12 protein-coding genes, 1 tRNA gene and 1 CRISPR repeat array are annotated in these 14,617 nt (G+C 45.8%); of the genes, 2 read left to right on the plus strand and 11 right to left on the minus strand.

The genetic code is table 11. From position 1 onward, the window contains the following. Positions 1-33: 33 nt before the first annotated feature. A CRISPR array of direct repeats spans positions 34-331; the repeat unit is 32 nt; unit sequence GTTTCAACACACAGCCGCCCGAAGGCGGCTGG. A 189-nt stretch (positions 332-520) separates the two neighbouring features. The 9 genes from cas2 to pip form a co-directional block, all read right to left on the minus strand. Next, positions 521-814, minus strand: coding sequence for a CRISPR-associated endonuclease Cas2 (gene cas2, locus Q1M25_RS04085; protein WP_150537928.1), 294 nt, complete (start codon positions 812-814; stop codon positions 521-523). A gap of 74 nt (positions 815-888) precedes the next feature. Next, entirely contained in the window at positions 889-1,902 is a 1,014-nt protein-coding gene (gene cas1c / locus Q1M25_RS04090) for a type I-C CRISPR-associated endonuclease Cas1c (RefSeq protein ID WP_150537927.1), read from the minus strand. 183 nt (positions 1,903-2,085) lie between these two features. Further along, positions 2,086-2,994 (minus strand): hypothetical protein, encoded by a 909-nt coding sequence (locus Q1M25_RS04095; protein ID WP_300482069.1) that lies wholly within the window; start codon positions 2,992-2,994, stop codon positions 2,086-2,088. Positions 2,995-3,011: 17 nt separating this feature from the next. Beyond that, a complete protein-coding gene (gene cas4 / locus Q1M25_RS04100) occupies positions 3,012-3,665 on the minus strand; it encodes a CRISPR-associated protein Cas4 (protein WP_300482070.1) in 654 nt (217 codons plus the stop codon). A 13-nt stretch (positions 3,666-3,678) separates the two neighbouring features. Beyond that, positions 3,679-4,518 (minus strand): type I-C CRISPR-associated protein Cas7/Csd2, encoded by an 840-nt coding sequence (cas7c, locus tag Q1M25_RS04105; protein ID WP_300482072.1) that lies wholly within the window; start codon positions 4,516-4,518, stop codon positions 3,679-3,681. 21 nt (positions 4,519-4,539) lie between these two features. Beyond that, positions 4,540-6,630 (minus strand): type I-C CRISPR-associated protein Cas8c/Csd1, encoded by a 2,091-nt coding sequence (gene cas8c / locus Q1M25_RS04110; protein WP_107723432.1) that lies wholly within the window; start codon positions 6,628-6,630, stop codon positions 4,540-4,542. Continuing rightward, a complete protein-coding gene (cas5c, locus tag Q1M25_RS04115; protein ID WP_107723433.1) occupies positions 6,627-7,349 on the minus strand; it encodes a type I-C CRISPR-associated protein Cas5c in 723 nt (240 codons plus the stop codon). Before cas5c ends, cas8c begins: the two co-directional genes overlap by 4 nt. 7 nt (positions 7,350-7,356) lie before the next feature. Further along, positions 7,357-9,828: a CRISPR-associated helicase Cas3' gene (gene cas3, locus Q1M25_RS04120; protein WP_300482074.1), complete on the minus strand. Its 2,472-nt coding sequence runs from the start codon at positions 9,826-9,828 to the stop codon at positions 7,357-7,359. A gap of 154 nt (positions 9,829-9,982) precedes the next feature. Continuing rightward, the gene (pip, locus tag Q1M25_RS04125; RefSeq protein ID WP_004520759.1) at positions 9,983-10,912 is read right to left on the minus strand and encodes a prolyl aminopeptidase; all 930 of its coding nucleotides are present in this window, start codon (positions 10,910-10,912) and stop codon (positions 9,983-9,985) included. A gap of 124 nt (positions 10,913-11,036) precedes the next feature. On the opposite strand from pip, the gene yciA reads away from it, so the two are divergent. Together yciA and Q1M25_RS04135 are read left to right on the plus strand one after the other, a co-directional pair. After that, positions 11,037-11,471, plus strand: a complete 435-nt coding sequence (gene yciA / locus Q1M25_RS04130; RefSeq protein ID WP_070826848.1) for an acyl-CoA thioester hydrolase YciA — start codon at positions 11,037-11,039, stop codon at positions 11,469-11,471. Between the two features lie 246 nt (positions 11,472-11,717). Beyond that, the gene (locus Q1M25_RS04135) at positions 11,718-12,509 is read left to right on the plus strand and encodes a formate/nitrite transporter family protein (RefSeq protein ID WP_300482076.1); all 792 of its coding nucleotides are present in this window, start codon (positions 11,718-11,720) and stop codon (positions 12,507-12,509) included. A 154-nt stretch (positions 12,510-12,663) separates the two neighbouring features. Here the strand turns inward: Q1M25_RS04135 and Q1M25_RS04140 are convergent. Beyond that, positions 12,664-12,740, minus strand: a tRNA-Pro gene (locus Q1M25_RS04140). 154 nt (positions 12,741-12,894) lie between these two features. Continuing rightward, the gene (locus Q1M25_RS04145) at positions 12,895-14,418 is read right to left on the minus strand and encodes a fumarate hydratase (protein WP_003746217.1); all 1,524 of its coding nucleotides are present in this window, start codon (positions 14,416-14,418) and stop codon (positions 12,895-12,897) included. Between the last annotated feature and the right edge of the window lie 199 nt (positions 14,419-14,617).

The following is a 14,617-nucleotide window of genomic DNA, read 5'->3' on the forward strand; positions in this document are numbered from 1 at the left end:
TTTGTCAATCGTTGGTGAAACTTGGGTCATCAAGTTTCAACACACAGCCGCCCGAAGGCGGCTGGTTTTGGTGTGTTCTTCGGCTGATTTATATACGCCGTTTCAACACACAGCCGCCCGAAGGCGGCTGGGACCGCCCCAATCTGGCTCACCATCACCATTACCGTTTCAACACACAGCCGCCCGAAGGCGGCTGGGAAAATATTTTGCGCTTCGTCAATCACTACTACAGTTTCAACACACAGCCGCCCGAAGGCGGCTGGGGGCGCGAAACCTACAACCGATTTTTCTTTAAACGTGTTTCAACACACAGCCGCCCGAAGGCGGCTGGAGCCTCTCTTAAAAGCCTTGTTCCATCAGGTTTCGCAGCCCCGATTTCGCTAAGCTCCCAAGAAAAGCGCGAACGCGAGTATAACACAGCCTTTTCCGTTACGCCCGCATTCGCAATATACTGATTGTTAAAGAACAATCCCAGTTCGCCAACCCTGCTGCACTTTCATGAGAACCGCAGGTTGGCGATTCACACAATCAACACATCCTTAAACACATCTACCGTCGGCTTCGCACCGTGGTGTTCCACTTTGCGCCGCCATTTGCTGCCCAGATGATAAAAGCGCAGGCTGTCGGTTTCAGGGTTGTAGGTTTTCAAGAGTTTATCTTTTAAAACAACCCACTGATCGGGTGCGATGTCGCATTCGAATACCGAATATTGCACGCGCACGCCGTAGTCCAAACACAATTTCGCCACGCGCCGTAGCCTTGCCTGTCCGTCCGCGTCTTCCAGCGAAATATCGTAAGTAATCAGCATTAGCATTTTGTATTCCCATATACAGGCTGCTTTAAAGGCCGTCTGAAAATATCCGGTCCGTTTTCAGACGGCCTGCAAACCTATCTCATTAAAAACGGCGGATATTCCGCCAAATCCCCACGCAAATGCCGCGCCAACAGCATGGCCTGAATATACGGCAGTAGCCCGATTTCCACTTCTTCGCCTAAAAATGGATGCACGATTTTCTCCTGCTTTTTCGCCTGCAAGGCTTGAAACAACAGCTTACGCGCATCGGCTTTTAAGCTCACCGCGCCGCTTGCCTCGGTAATAAAATCCTGCGGTTTGATTTGCCCCCGGTTAATCAGCGACAACACCAACCTGTCCGCCCACCACGCGCGGAATTCTTCCAAAATATCTTGCGCCAAACTGTCGCGCCCCGGTCGATCGGCATGCAGAAAGCCTACCTGCGGATCCAGCCCCACGCCTTGCAGCGCGCCGCTGATGTCCTTGCCCAAAATACTGTACACAAACGACAACAGCGCATTCAACCCGTCTCTGGGCGGACGGCGGTTGCGCCCGTCAAAAGTAAAGCCGCTTTTTTCGCTCAAAAGCTTCCCGAATACGCCGAAATAACGCGCTGCTGCGTCGCCCTCAATACCACGCACCACGTCCAGCTCCGCCGCGCCCTTCAACTGCCGCAGCGAAATATTCAAAGAATCGACCGTACTTTGAATCGCCTCATTCTCGCCATAATTGCGAATCTGCCGCTGAAGCACCCGTTTACTCGCCTGAATCTTTGCCGCAATGATATTGCGCGCAATCGGCACGGGATTTTGCTCTGACACCCGATACTGCGCCCGACGCAACAGCACATTGCCGCTCTGCCGTCCCTGAAGCCGTCCCAAGAAACGTCCGTTTTCGGTAAAAAACGCCAAATTTACATTATTTTCGCCGCAAAAACCCAGCAAAAACGGTGACACCAGGACATTCCCAAAACAGAAAATATGCCCGATGGAATGCACCGGCAGTTGCGCCACTTTCTTACGCTCCTGCTCCACCACCAGTGTCTCCCGCTCCTTATGCAGATAGCTGCCTTGAGTGGTGATATAGAGCGTGTTTTGCAGTTTGCGCATGGGGGGAAACTCCTTGGGTTTTGACCGCACTTTTTTGAGTGTTTAACAGGGTTGAACCACCTGAAAAATGGTAGCTCTGATTCTTGAATCAAATATTTTCAAAATTACAGCAATGATTTTAAAGTTCATAAATATCAAATAGTTGTCAAATACAAGTATCCGACCTACGTCTGCCTTTTAGTTTTACGAATTATTCTGGTCATCTACGCTTGATATATCAATACCAAAAAAATCTTTTAATTCTATAGGTATATTTCTAATACCCTTGTCACTAAGTTTTGCATTTATTTTGAATTCTCCATTACCTAAAAAACTGGATGATTCATTAACCTTGTACCAGTTAAAAAATTCGTTTAAGAATTTATCACCAGATAGAAATTTGCAATGAATATTTGCATTATGTTGTTTACTATATTTACCCTCTATTTGACCAACAAGCATAGTAAAAAAAGTAAAGTGCTGAAAATCCAGCACTGCATTATAGTAATTTGTCTTCTCTACTTCCTTTTTAGGTTTTAGTATTTTTTTGCAAATATCATTTCCATAAACACAACACAAACTTGCAACAACAACTGGGTTGAGCTTATCAAAACAAGCACCATATTTTTCCCCTTGAATGTGCAAGATTTTCTCTATTGCATTGGACTTCCTATCTGAAGATAGAGGCTGATACAAATAGTCATTAATGTCTTCTAAAAAGCTTATTTTATCTTCAACATTCTTTTTATATTCAATACTAACTTTAGCTTGCTCAAATAATTCAAAATTACTTATAAATGAATCATCTACTTTAGCCTTTTTAAAAAAGTTTTTTAATACATTCAACTCCTTATCTACGGTATCAATAACTTCATTATCATACTCTATACGTCCATACTGCCCTTCAAATAAAGAGAACATTGGAGTAATAATAGAGTTAATAGAATCAATTTTGTATAAATGACTTAAAATATCTTTTTTATTTTGATCATCTATTGTTTTCCCTACATTCGCATCTTTAATTATAGAAATGATATTTCTATCTAAAAAATAAACAGTTTTAGTTTTGGAAAACTTAACTATTGCTCTATTTATAATTTTCATAAAATCCATGTTTATTACCTCTATATTTAAATTTCCCAAAACAACCCAACCACATACCCCACACTCCTATCCCGTTTCCCCAATAATTCCGGCTGGCAAATCTCCACCAGCGAGCAGGCTTTGCAGCGTTTGCCGTAGTCGGGCAGTGGGGTTTTGCCGCTGTTTAGAAGTTCGCGGACGGCAGCGATGGTGGCGAGTGTTTGGGCGCGCAGGTCGTCTGAAAACACGACGGGGACGCGGTGGCGGGTTTGCATATACCACAGCGCGCCCTCAGAGACGGTTTGCCCCGTCATTTCTTCCAAGCACAAGCCTTGGGCGCAAAGCTGGATTTCGTCCATCGGGCCAGGTTTAGGCTTGCCGCGTTTGTATTCCACAGGTTTCAGACGGCCTGTTTTCGTTTCTACTTCTACCAAATCCAGCACGCCACTGATGCCCAGTTTCTCCGCCGACACATGCACCGTCCGCTCAAAGCGCACACCCTTGCGCGTTTCCGGCTCGCCCGAATCCACCCGTTCATGCAGCGCCTTGCCCTGCGCGGTCAAATAGTTCTCCGCCCACGCCTGCTCGTTATGAATCAACGCGCATTGGCGCGGGCAGAAGGCGTAGTGTTGCAGGGCGGAAAGGGGAATCAGGCGCATGTCCTGATTTTCCCTTTGGCTTTCGGTTGAAAGTGCGATCATTTTTTTGAATGTTTTAGAAGCCGTCAATTTCCTGCGGAGTTAAACCATCAAGGTTTTCCAGTTCATAGCTGCCATCTGCATTCACTTTTAGGCTACCGTGCACTTTGGCAGAAGAATATTGCCCTGCTTTGCTGTTGTGTTCCCACCAGATAAGTTTCAACACCTGCATGCTGCCTTCGGGGCGGGCGGATGATGCGTCGCCTTCAAAGAGTTTGGTCAGTACGGCTTTGATTTTTTCGGCATCGCCGTCTGAAAAGCCGGTGCGCTCGGCAAGTTGTGGTGACATTGCGCCAAAGGCAACGTACACACCGTGATCGATGCGGTGTTTCATGCCCATGGTGTCGGAGCTTTTTTTCGTGCCATCGCCTTCGCCGCTGACGCTTTTAGTGATTTGGGTGCTGGTGATGTTAATCGGCTCAATGCTAAATGCGGATTGAATAGTAACGGGGCCGCGCACAGCGATGGATATGCCACTGCTGCCATCACCGCTGAATGCGAAAACCTGTCCGAAACTGCGCACATCCAGCCATTTTTCGCAGGCTTTTTTGGCGGTATCGTCTTTGTTGGCTTTTTTAGCGTTAAAGGCATCCGCACCCAAGCCGACATCTTTGTCTTTGGCGCGATTGGCCAAGCTGGTCATGCCGTCGGTTTTCTTTTCATCCGATTGTACAAAAATGCTCTCGCCACTGTCTTGCAGGCGGTCGCGGATTTTGCGTTTCAGGCACACGTCGGTCATTTCACCAAATCCTTGGAAATCGGCACGCGGGCGGTTGCCGTTTAAGGGGTCGCCGTTAGGGTTGGCGTTGGTGACTTTCAGAATTAAGGCGAAGTCAATTTTTTTGGTTAAAGACATTTTTCATTCTCCATAAAAAGATTAATTGGTTTCTGTTGGTTTAGCTTTGCTAGCTTTAGCTGCTTTACGTTTGGCAATTTCGCGGGCATTTTCCATTTTTTGGCAATGATAGCCTAAGAGAAATTCGCCACTTAATTTGTCATCACAAACATAATCATCCCTTTGGAAAAGCTCCATAATTTCACCAATAGCCTGCTTATAGAAATCTTTTCCTTGACTAGTTAGATAATTTTGATATGGCACCAATTTCTCACTTGCAAGGTTTCGCCATGTGCTGTATGGCCTTTGTGCAAACTGTTGGAAATAACGTTCTGCATTAGTCGCACGAGTAGGTGTTTTTTTGCCATTTTGTAGATATAAGGCATACCACTCCATGCTTTCTGCCTGTGCAATTAATCGGCCATACAAATAATCGCGTGAGCGGTTTTGGGTATCCAAACTCATAGGGTAAGTTCTCCGTTGTGATAAATCGTGATGACGAGCGCGCCAGCCTTTGTATAGGGCACAGGCAACGCCGATGTTTCTTTGCCATTCCCAGTTTTCGCAGCCATTAGGATTGCAGGCCGCCTGAAAACTTTGACGTACCAAATCTTCGGGAATCAGCACGGATGTTCCGCCTGCGATAACAGGAAGAAGTCGGGCATAAAGCTGTTTTTTAAGCGTGTCGGACAGAGATTTGCCGTACACGGTTTCGGCAATGCTGTAAGGCGATGGCGGGACGAAGCGCCATTGGGTACGCTTGTCGGTTTTCTTGCCGTTTGGGACTTCAATGCTGTAACGCTGATACCAAGAAAAATCGTCAATCCATGCATCTAAATTGGCGAAATAGTCGGCAGGCAGAAACTCTTGGTAATAAGTTAATGCCATGCGCCCAGGCGTGGCGGAATCGAGCATAATCAGGGAGATTTGTTCGTGGGCTTTCAATTCCGCCTGATAGCCATGCAGTTTCTTTTTGATGATTTGCGCAGCAGCACGCCCGATATTTACAGACCAATCGGGGGACGGCTGTTCAGATGATGTTTGTGATGAAAATTCATCAGGATTTTCGACCGCACTGATGTCCAGATTATCCCAATTAATTTCACTGGAAATATCTTTCATCGGTGACGGGACGGGGTTACAGCTAATTGCCCATGCAATGGTAACTTGTTCATTATTTCGTGCAGTAGTTTGCCTATCGATCAACCATCTAAGCGCAGCATGAGCCTTATGCGATACTTCAGCCGAAATTGTTGTCGCTTGATTAGCTTCTTCAAATCGACCTAGGTAGGTAAATCCTTCCTTATCATTGGAAGAAATCAATTTTGCTTTGTCGCCCGAATAAAGTAATTTTGCAGGATGACTTTCGCGAATTTTCTGTTCATCTCCCGTTACTGTGCAGAATTGGCTTTTTAAAGTCTGTTGGTAATAATTTCCCCAACTTTGCTGAACTTCCTTATCCTTCCAAGTTTCAGGAACAAAATCACCGGGTATTTGCACTGACCAAACAACAAGAGCTTTTCGGATTTCAAATTTCCCTTGCTCCTTAGTCAAAACATTAAACAATTCAGGTTTTTGCTTATCTTTGTTTTCCCTTTCAATCCAATTTGTCAGCAACTCGCCGTTATCATCTACGGGAATAACTTTTTCTTTTACCAAATCGGCTAATACCGTCCCCTTGTGAACATATTTTTGTATTGCCAATACCTTTTTGTTATCTATCGTCACACACCATTTATCTAATTGGTCTGCATATAAATTGAAAATCAAATCTTCTTGCTTGGTTTTCGTTTTTTTCTTTTTACCATTTTTTCCTTCGGTTTCCGTAATGACTTCTTTCTGATAAGTCAGTCCCAAATCTTTTGCGATATATTGCAAGCTATCCGCCAATGCATGAGGGGCCAAACCGCTTGTCCGCCCTTCCGAGCTTTCAGTTACAGGCAACATGATAATCGGTTTATCAGTTAAAACCCTAGCTCCAAGAAACTTTCCATCTCCATCCAAAGTAATTTGAATATGGGCAGTTTGCGGGCTGTGCCATAATGGTGCTAGTTTTTCTTTTTCCGAATCCGATAAGTTTGGATTCTTCTCAATTTCGTTATACGTCCGATAAAGTTTCTGCATCCAGCTCATAATTCTATCTCCTTGGCTTCGTCTTCCACAGGCTTGACGTTTTCGCCGCGCTTGAACGGTTTTTCAGGCTGCATTTTGCGGATAAATCGAGTTTTCAGACGGCCTTCTGTATCGTTGACACTTGGAAACTCAATCACACCGTTTTGCATATTCGCCATCCAAAAACGGCTGACCAATTCGGGCTTTCCGGTTTCTTCGGGATAGCCAAAACTATGGAACATCAGGCCAAAATCCAAATTATCGATTTCATCGTAAAACCCTTCGCCTTCGCCGAAAGTGCACGGCTCGACATAGCCTTGGCAATCGCGCGTGCCGAGAAAAATATCCTGCCGCCCGCCACGTTCCAACATTCTTTTGGCAATGGCGATATGTTTGCCGAAATTGCGGTCGCCTGCCAACTCTTCCCAATGCTCATTCCATTCAAAATGGGCTTCCACTTGGTATTCCACGTCCTGCAAAAAGGTGTAAATCGCCAAAGTGTTGCTGCCGTTCCAATCCAGCGGCTTGGTGGATTTGCTTTGGGTGCGGATGGGTTTCATCACGCGGATGCGGTCGATACGCCAAATCAACGTTGGCTTCCAATAAATGCTTTTGACAATGCCTTTAATAGCTTCGTATGTCGGTACTTGGTAGCTGAATTTTTCGCCGCCGATTTTGGTAACGGGGTCGGTAAACAAGGCTTGCCGCCCCCATACGCGGAAACTGATTTTGCTGTCCATATTGCTCCTATAAGTCGTAAAAAGTCATTTCGCTTGTTTCATCCAAAGACAAACCGAATTCATCGTTGTAATAGCGTTCATTCAGATAATAAATGCCCGAACCTTCAATGGTTTCATACAGGGCGTTTTCTTTTTGCAATTTATCCCAAACGTTGGGGAAAACGTTCACGCTGTAACGCTGAGCTTTTTGCAAAGTGCGGTGCATTTCTTTCGGATCCCATTCGCCACAGAGTTTGGCAATGAGTTCCGCACCTTCGCCATACGGCACAATCACGGCCTGTGTCGGTGCGTCTATGGCTTGGAAAACGCGCCCTGCACTTTTGAAGGATTGCATCAACAGTGGCAACAGTTTGCTTCTTTTATTGTTTTTTTCGCCATAAGGATTCAGTGCGTTATCGCTCAACCAATCCAGCAGTGAACCTGTTGTGCTGTTTTTGACGGAATATGACATTTCATCGCTGCGCTGGTAAAAATAGTATTCAAAATAGCGCTTCATTGCTTCTGGCTGCAAAATATCCTGTCCGGCAAAATCGTGAAACACACGTTCGGCATAGGTTTTGCCTGCCTGAATATCAGGCAAGAATCGAGTGAAATCAGTTTCTTGCAGATTCAATACATAAACCTGCCCTTTACCTTCTTTCTCCCCATGCCGGTTACAACGTCCTGCCGCTTGGGCGATGCTGTCCAACCCGCCTAAAGTGCGAATCACACAAGCCATAGAAATATCCACACCTGCTTCAATGAGTTGGGTACTGATGCAAACAACGGGTTGTTTGTTTTCCAGACGAGCTTTGATGGTGTCAAAAATCGCTTTTCGGTGCGCCGCGCATTGGTTGGTGCTGAGATGGAATAAGGCTTCAGACGGTACGTTTTGCGCCTTGCAATATTGATAAAGCTCTTGCGCCCATTTTTTTGTATTGACAATAAATAGACAGCTTTGGGTCGTCTGAAACTGTTTCAGCAAAAATGTGCCTGCTTCTTCTACATTCCAGCCTCCCACTTTTTCGTTAAATTGGATTTCTACTCGGGATAACTCATCAAATAATTTATCCAAATCCTGATGTTTACCCATGATTTCAGCATCTTCTGACAGCCTTAATAAACCGCGTGAAGCAATGCTTTCCCTTTTATCTTCAGGGAAATTCCGCAAACCCGATTCACCGAGCAGAGGCTGCGTCGCCGTACACAAAACCGCCGTGCTTTTGCCAAATGTCGTCAGCCAATTCAATACGTTGCAAAATAAATGCACGCATTTCACGGGCAGTGTTTGGATTTCGTCAAAAATCAGCACCGCATTTGTCATCGGATGGATATGGCGTGCGCCGCGCGTGCCGCCGCCGAACCATGCGTCTAGAAACTGCACCATCGTGGTGAAGACAATGGGTTTATCCCAGTTTTCGGACAGCAGTTTGTCCTGCCAGCTTTGCTTTTCGGGTTCTAGATTAGAATGATGTTCCAGTACCCAATCTTCGCCAAGAATTTCGCGTACGGCTTGGGCGTTTTGATCGATGATGGAAGTATAGGGAATGATGTAGATGATGCGATCGAGATTGTGCTTTTGCGCATGATGAAGGGCATAGCGCAGACTGGCCAATGTTTTACCTCCGCCGGTCGGCACTGTGAGTGTATAAATACCTTGAGAATCGACCGCTCTTTTTAGACAGTCGCTGGAAATTCGACGGCGGATTTCGTCAATAGGATAACGGTTTTGAAAACCTGCTAATTTGGCTTCCACTTGATCAATCGCCATTTGCCAATCAGGTTTTTCCGTCAAGCGGCGGACTTCTTTTTGCGCTTCCCGTTCAAAATCCGAACTGTTGATACGGTCGGCATCAATCAGGCAGCTGAATAAAAAGCGGGTCAGGCAGCCGAGATAGAATTCTTTAATTTTGTCATTGGTCGTTGAGTCGGAAAGTATCGGTTTTACTGCTTTGAGCAGGCTGCGAATCAGGTTTTCTCCTGCCAATTCATGTGCTTTTTTCTGAACAACTTCATCGGCATTTTGCTCACATTCTGCCAGATGCGTCAGTTCATCAGTTTTATTAAACCGCTCAATCCATTTCGGATTACCCTCTCCATCCAAACAGTCAATCAAGCCTTCGCCGTGGTGTGATGCTATGCATAAACCCAGCATTTGTCCGAACAATTCGCCGATGCCCTGTTCCGTGCCAAACTTTCTCAATTCGTGGTAAACCCATTGCGCACCGGCGGTGGAATGATCCACTTTACTGCTGTTCGGTGTACTTTCTTCATCATCCAAATCAGGATTAAACAAACCTGTTTCATCATGGATATATTTTTGGAATTTGCGGGAATATTTACCGAAATCGTGCATGAGTCCGAGTAACTCGCCCACTGGTTCTAAATTTAGTTTTCGAGCAAATATTTTTGCAAGTTCTGACGTTTCTACTAAATGGGTTTGAACAGATTGAGGACACTTATCAGTTTTCCGAACATGTGCTATAAAAGTAAATTTCATGGCATACAATACTATTACTGTAACTTACCACCAATCATATACTTGCAAATATTCAACTGCAATATAATTTCTTAAATATATTTAAATTACATTTATCCTGACTAAAGAAATGCCGTCTGAAACTCTTTCAGACGGCATTATTATTGTTTAACCTTTATAACTTGCTTCTAATATCCTCCACCGCTTTCACTAAAGCCTCGGAAAGCGAAGGATCAAAAGAAGAGTGGCCTGCTTGGACGATTCTCAATTCTGCTTCAGGGAAGGCTTGCGAGAGTTCCCACGCGCTTTGCATCGGGGTGCACAGATCGTAGCGGCCTTGGACGATGATGGTTGGGATATGGCGGATTTTGTCGATGTTTGCCAAGATGGCTTTATCGCCCTGCAACCAGCCTTCGTTCACGAAATAATGGTTTTCCATTCTTGCGATGGCAAGGGAGGCTTGCGGGTCTTCATCCACGTCTTTTGGTTCAAACCGAATAAGGTAGCTTTCCCAATCTGCCCATGATTTAGCTGCTTTGAGGCGCGTAGCTTCATCTTCGCTGAACAGCATTTCATGGTAGGCTTTAATTAGGGCTTGGCGTTTGTTTTCGGCTACGGGGGCAATGAATTTTTGCCATTGAGCCGGATAAATTTGGCTTACGCCACCTGCTTCGTTCAACCATGCCATTTCAGACGGCCTGCACAGGAAAATACCGCGCAAAACTAAGCCGCTGACGCGATCGGGATGGGTTTCGGCATAAGTCAGCGACAAGGTGCTGCCCCATGAGCCGCCGAAAACCAGCCATTTTTGAATGCCGAGCATTTCACGTACTTTTTCAATATCGGCAACCAAATCCCATGTGGTGTTGTCTTCAATACAGGCATACGGTTTAGAGCGTCCGCAACCGCGTTGATCAATGATGACGATGCGGAAATGCTCTGGGTTGAAAAAGCCGCGACAGGCCGGTGATGCGCCTGCTCCGGGGCCGCCATGCAGGAAAATCACGGGGTGGCCATCAGGATTGCCTGACTCTTCCCAGTAGATTTCGTGAATGTCGGATACGCGCAAAAGGCCGCTATTTCGTGGTTCTTGAATCGGATGCATGAGCTTTCTCCTTTGTCTGATGAATAGGTTGATTGTAACACTTTACCTGCTGATTTTTCAGACGGCCTACATAGGTTTATCGCCACAAATGGCGTAAAATAGCACTTTTTTGACAGGATTATTTATGACTGACAACAAACAAACACATGCGGCACCCGAAGGACAACTTTTATTGCGTACGGTAGCCATGCCGCGCGATACCAACCCTAATCAGGATATCTTCGGCGGCTGGATTATGTCGCAAATGGATCTAGGCGGCGGTATTTTGGCGGCAGAAATCGCACAGGGACGAATTGTAACCGTAGCCGTTCAAGAAATGAATTTCATCAGACCGGTAAAGGTCGGCAACGTCGTGTGCTGCTACGGTCATTGTGTCCGCGTAGGCAATACTTCTTTGCAACTGAAAATCGAGGTATGGGTTAAGACTTTGATGAACGATATGGTAACGGAAGACCGCCAACTGGTCACCGAAGCCGTGTTCACTTACGTCGCCATCGATTCACAAGGCAATCCGCGCCCTATTCCTCGCGAAGGCAATGCAAAGCTGGCACATTTGTAAGTTTAAAAAATCAAAACAAGGTCGTCTGAAACCTCAACGTTCAGACGGCCTTTTTTAATACAGAAGCAAAATGTAATAATATTTCTTTTAAGCTAAAGCAAGGCGAAGTATCTGTTTTTTAGGTTTAATTCAGGCTGATTGATAAGACAAAGACCGTACACCGGCTCCCTATAACACTACTCTACCGCGACAGTTTGTACCACCTTTAAAACAACGTTTCCTCCTCAACCCACTTTAAGGAACATCATGGCTTCGCGCGATTTATACCCACAGGAAATTTTACAGGTTGTTCTCGACAAAAGCTGCGCCAAAGCACAATCCAGCATACCCACACTGGCAATCTTGAGCGTTTTAGCCGGCGGATACATCGGCTTCGGATATCTTGCTTATTTGAAAGTAGTCAGCGGCATTCCGCACGAATGGAGCGGTTTTGCTACTTTACTCGGCGCCGCCGTATTCCCAATTGCCTTGATTTGCATCCTACTTGGCGGCGGCGAGCTGGTAACCAGCAACATGATGATCATGTCTTTAGGCAGATTGGCCGGACGGATTTCCTCCAAAATGCTGCTACGCAACTGGGTTATCGTTTGCACGGGTAATTTGGTAGGCACGCTGGCAATGGCTTTTTTCCTTGGATACTATGTCGGTATGATTGAAGGCAGCGTGGCAGAAAAAACCATTGCCGTGGCGGAAGCAAAAGTTCATATGGATTTCGGTCGAGCTTTTGTATCGGCGGTTGCATGTAACTGGATGGTCTGCATGGGTGCATGGCTGAACTTTGCCGCTAAAAACACAACCGGACGAATGCTGGCCATTTGGTTCCCCGTCATGATTTTCGTATTAAACGGCTTCCAACACCTTGTCGCCAATATGTTCGTTATCCCAGCAGGTATTTTGGCAGGCGCAAACATCACATGGGGGCAATTTTTCTTCAACATGATTCCCGTATTCCTGGGCAATGTCGTCGGTGGCGCATCCTTTGTTGGCGCATCTTATCTTTATACTTATAAAGATACGCTGAAAGATAGTGCCGAATAGCCTGCTTTATAAACAACAAAACCTGCTTTTGAGAAAGCAGGTTTTGTTTCAGACGGCATTGGTATTAAGTTTTAAAATCTATTTGGACACATTATTCAGATAAATCATCCAAACGAAAAAAGAGCCGTTTTTAAAACGGCTCTTTCAAATTCTTTGGTCGGAGTGAAAGGATTCGAACCTTCGACCCCTTGCACCCCATGCAAGTGCGCTACCAGACTGCGCCACACTCCGACTCGATAAGCTGTGAATTCTAGTTTCAAACGCTGATTTTGACAAGTGCTTTTTAGAAAAGGAAATTTACTCGTTTGAAAACATTTGAATTATTTGTAAGTAAAAAAAGGCCGTCTGAAATCATTCAGACGGCCTTTGATTATTCAGTCAAATATCAAGCTTCAACCGGAATAATACCGATTTTGGCCTGCCATTGTTTTGGTGCAATGGCATGAACCGATTCGCCGTTGCTATCCACCGCAACGGTTACAGGCATGTCTTTGACTTCAAATTCGTAAATCGCTTCCATGCCCAATTCAGGGAACGCCAAGACTTTAGACGCTTTAATGGCTTTGGCAACCAGATATGCCGCGCCACCGACAGCCATCAGGTAAACGGCTTTGTTATCGGCAATGGCTTGGCAAGTTGCTGCGCCGCGCTCGGATTTACCGATCATACCCAAGAGGCCGGTTTGTTCCAGCATTTGACGGGTAAATTTATCCATACGGGTGGAAGTAGTCGGACCGGCTGGGCCAACAACTTCGTCACGGACTGGATCAACCGGGCCAACGTAGTAAATCAGTTTGTTGGTGAAATCTACCGGCAATTCTTCGCCTTTGTTGAGCATATCAACCAAACGTTTGTGTGCGGCATCGCGGCCGGTCAGGATTTTACCGTTCAGCAACAACACGTCGCCGGTTTTCCATGTAGCCACTTCTTCTTTGGTCAGATTGTTGACATCGACACGTTTGCCGTTGTCAGGGCTGTAAGTCAGATCCGGCCAGTCTTCCAAAGACGGGGCTTCCAGCTTGGCCGGGCCTGAGCCGTCCAATTCAAATTCGATGTGTCGGGTAGCTGCGCAGTTTGGAATCATGGCAATCGGTTTGGAAGCCGCGTGGGTTGGGTAGTCAAGGATTTTGACATCCAGCACGGTGCTCAAACCGCCCAAACCTTGTGCGCCGATGCCCAAGGCATTTACTTTTTTGTAGAGTTCCAAGCGCAGGGCTTCGGTAGTAGACAATTCTGCACCTGAATCGGCTTTTTCTTTGAGCTCTTGAATATCGATATGGCTCATCAAGCTTTCTTTGGCCATCAATACTGCTTTTTCAGGCGTACCGCCAATGCCGATACCCAAGATACCAGGAGGACACCAGCCGGCACCCATTTGAGGAACGGTTTTCAATACCCAATCAACGATATTGTCTGAAGGATTGAGCATGGCAACTTTGGTTTTGTTTTCAGAACCGCCGCCTTTGGCTGCGCAAGTGACTTCGACTTTGTCGCCTTTTACGATTTCCATATGTACTACGGCAGGCGTGTTGTCTTTGGTATTTTGACGTTTGCCAGCCGGGTCGGCCAATACGGAGGCACGCAGTTTGTTGTCAGGATAGGTGTATGCACGGCGTACGCCTTCGTTAACCATTTCCTGTACGCTCATCTCGGCATCCCACTGTACATCCATGCCCACTTTCAAGAATACGGTCGCAATACCGGTATCCTGACAAATCGGACGATGGCCTTCGGCACACATACGGCTATTGACCAAAATCTGTGCCATCGCATCTTTGGCGGCAGGGTTCTCTTCTTTTTGGTAAGCCTTGTACAAAGCTTGAATGTAGTCTTTAGGATGGTAGTAGCTGATGAATTGGAAAGCGTCGAAAATACTTTGGATAAAGTCTTCTTGCTTGATGACGGTCATGATTGTGTTCCTTTTCGGGAGTCATGGTAGGAAGGGTTTGTTTATTTTTTAAGAGACCGATTTTTCAGACGGCCTTCAATAGCGTAATAGTGCTTTCAAATGAATAATCCAGACAATATCATTTTCATACTTCATTGATTTAATTAGAATTTAATATCGCATTAAATCACTTGGTTATTGATAATCTATATCCACTGAC

The sequence above is a fragment of the uncultured Neisseria sp. genome (assembly GCF_951230505.1).
Classification (GTDB): domain Bacteria; phylum Pseudomonadota; class Gammaproteobacteria; order Burkholderiales; family Neisseriaceae; genus Neisseria.

Coding starts and splice junctions, on each gene's coding strand:
- cas2 (WP_150537928.1), bottom strand. CDS start 814: ATGCTAATGCTGATTACTTACGATATTTCGCTGGAAGACGCGGACGGA.
- cas1c (WP_150537927.1), bottom strand. CDS start 1,902: ATGCGCAAACTGCAAAACACGCTCTATATCACCACTCAAGGCAGCTAT.
- Q1M25_RS04095 (WP_300482069.1), bottom strand. CDS start 2,994: ATGGATTTTATGAAAATTATAAATAGAGCAATAGTTAAGTTTTCCAAA.
- cas4 (WP_300482070.1), bottom strand. CDS start 3,665: ATGATCGCACTTTCAACCGAAAGCCAAAGGGAAAATCAGGACATGCGC.
- cas7c (WP_300482072.1), bottom strand. CDS start 4,518: ATGTCTTTAACCAAAAAAATTGACTTCGCCTTAATTCTGAAAGTCACC.
- cas8c (WP_107723432.1), bottom strand. CDS start 6,630: ATGAGCTGGATGCAGAAACTTTATCGGACGTATAACGAAATTGAGAAG.
- cas5c (WP_107723433.1), bottom strand. CDS start 7,349: ATGGACAGCAAAATCAGTTTCCGCGTATGGGGGCGGCAAGCCTTGTTT.
- cas3 (WP_300482074.1), bottom strand. CDS start 9,828: ATGAAATTTACTTTTATAGCACATGTTCGGAAAACTGATAAGTGTCCT.
- pip (WP_004520759.1), bottom strand. CDS start 10,912: ATGCATCCGATTCAAGAACCACGAAATAGCGGCCTTTTGCGCGTATCC.
- yciA (WP_070826848.1), top strand. CDS start 11,037: ATGACTGACAACAAACAAACACATGCGGCACCCGAAGGACAACTTTTA.
- Q1M25_RS04135 (WP_300482076.1), top strand. CDS start 11,718: ATGGCTTCGCGCGATTTATACCCACAGGAAATTTTACAGGTTGTTCTC.
- Q1M25_RS04145 (WP_003746217.1), bottom strand. CDS start 14,418: ATGACCGTCATCAAGCAAGAAGACTTTATCCAAAGTATTTTCGACGCT.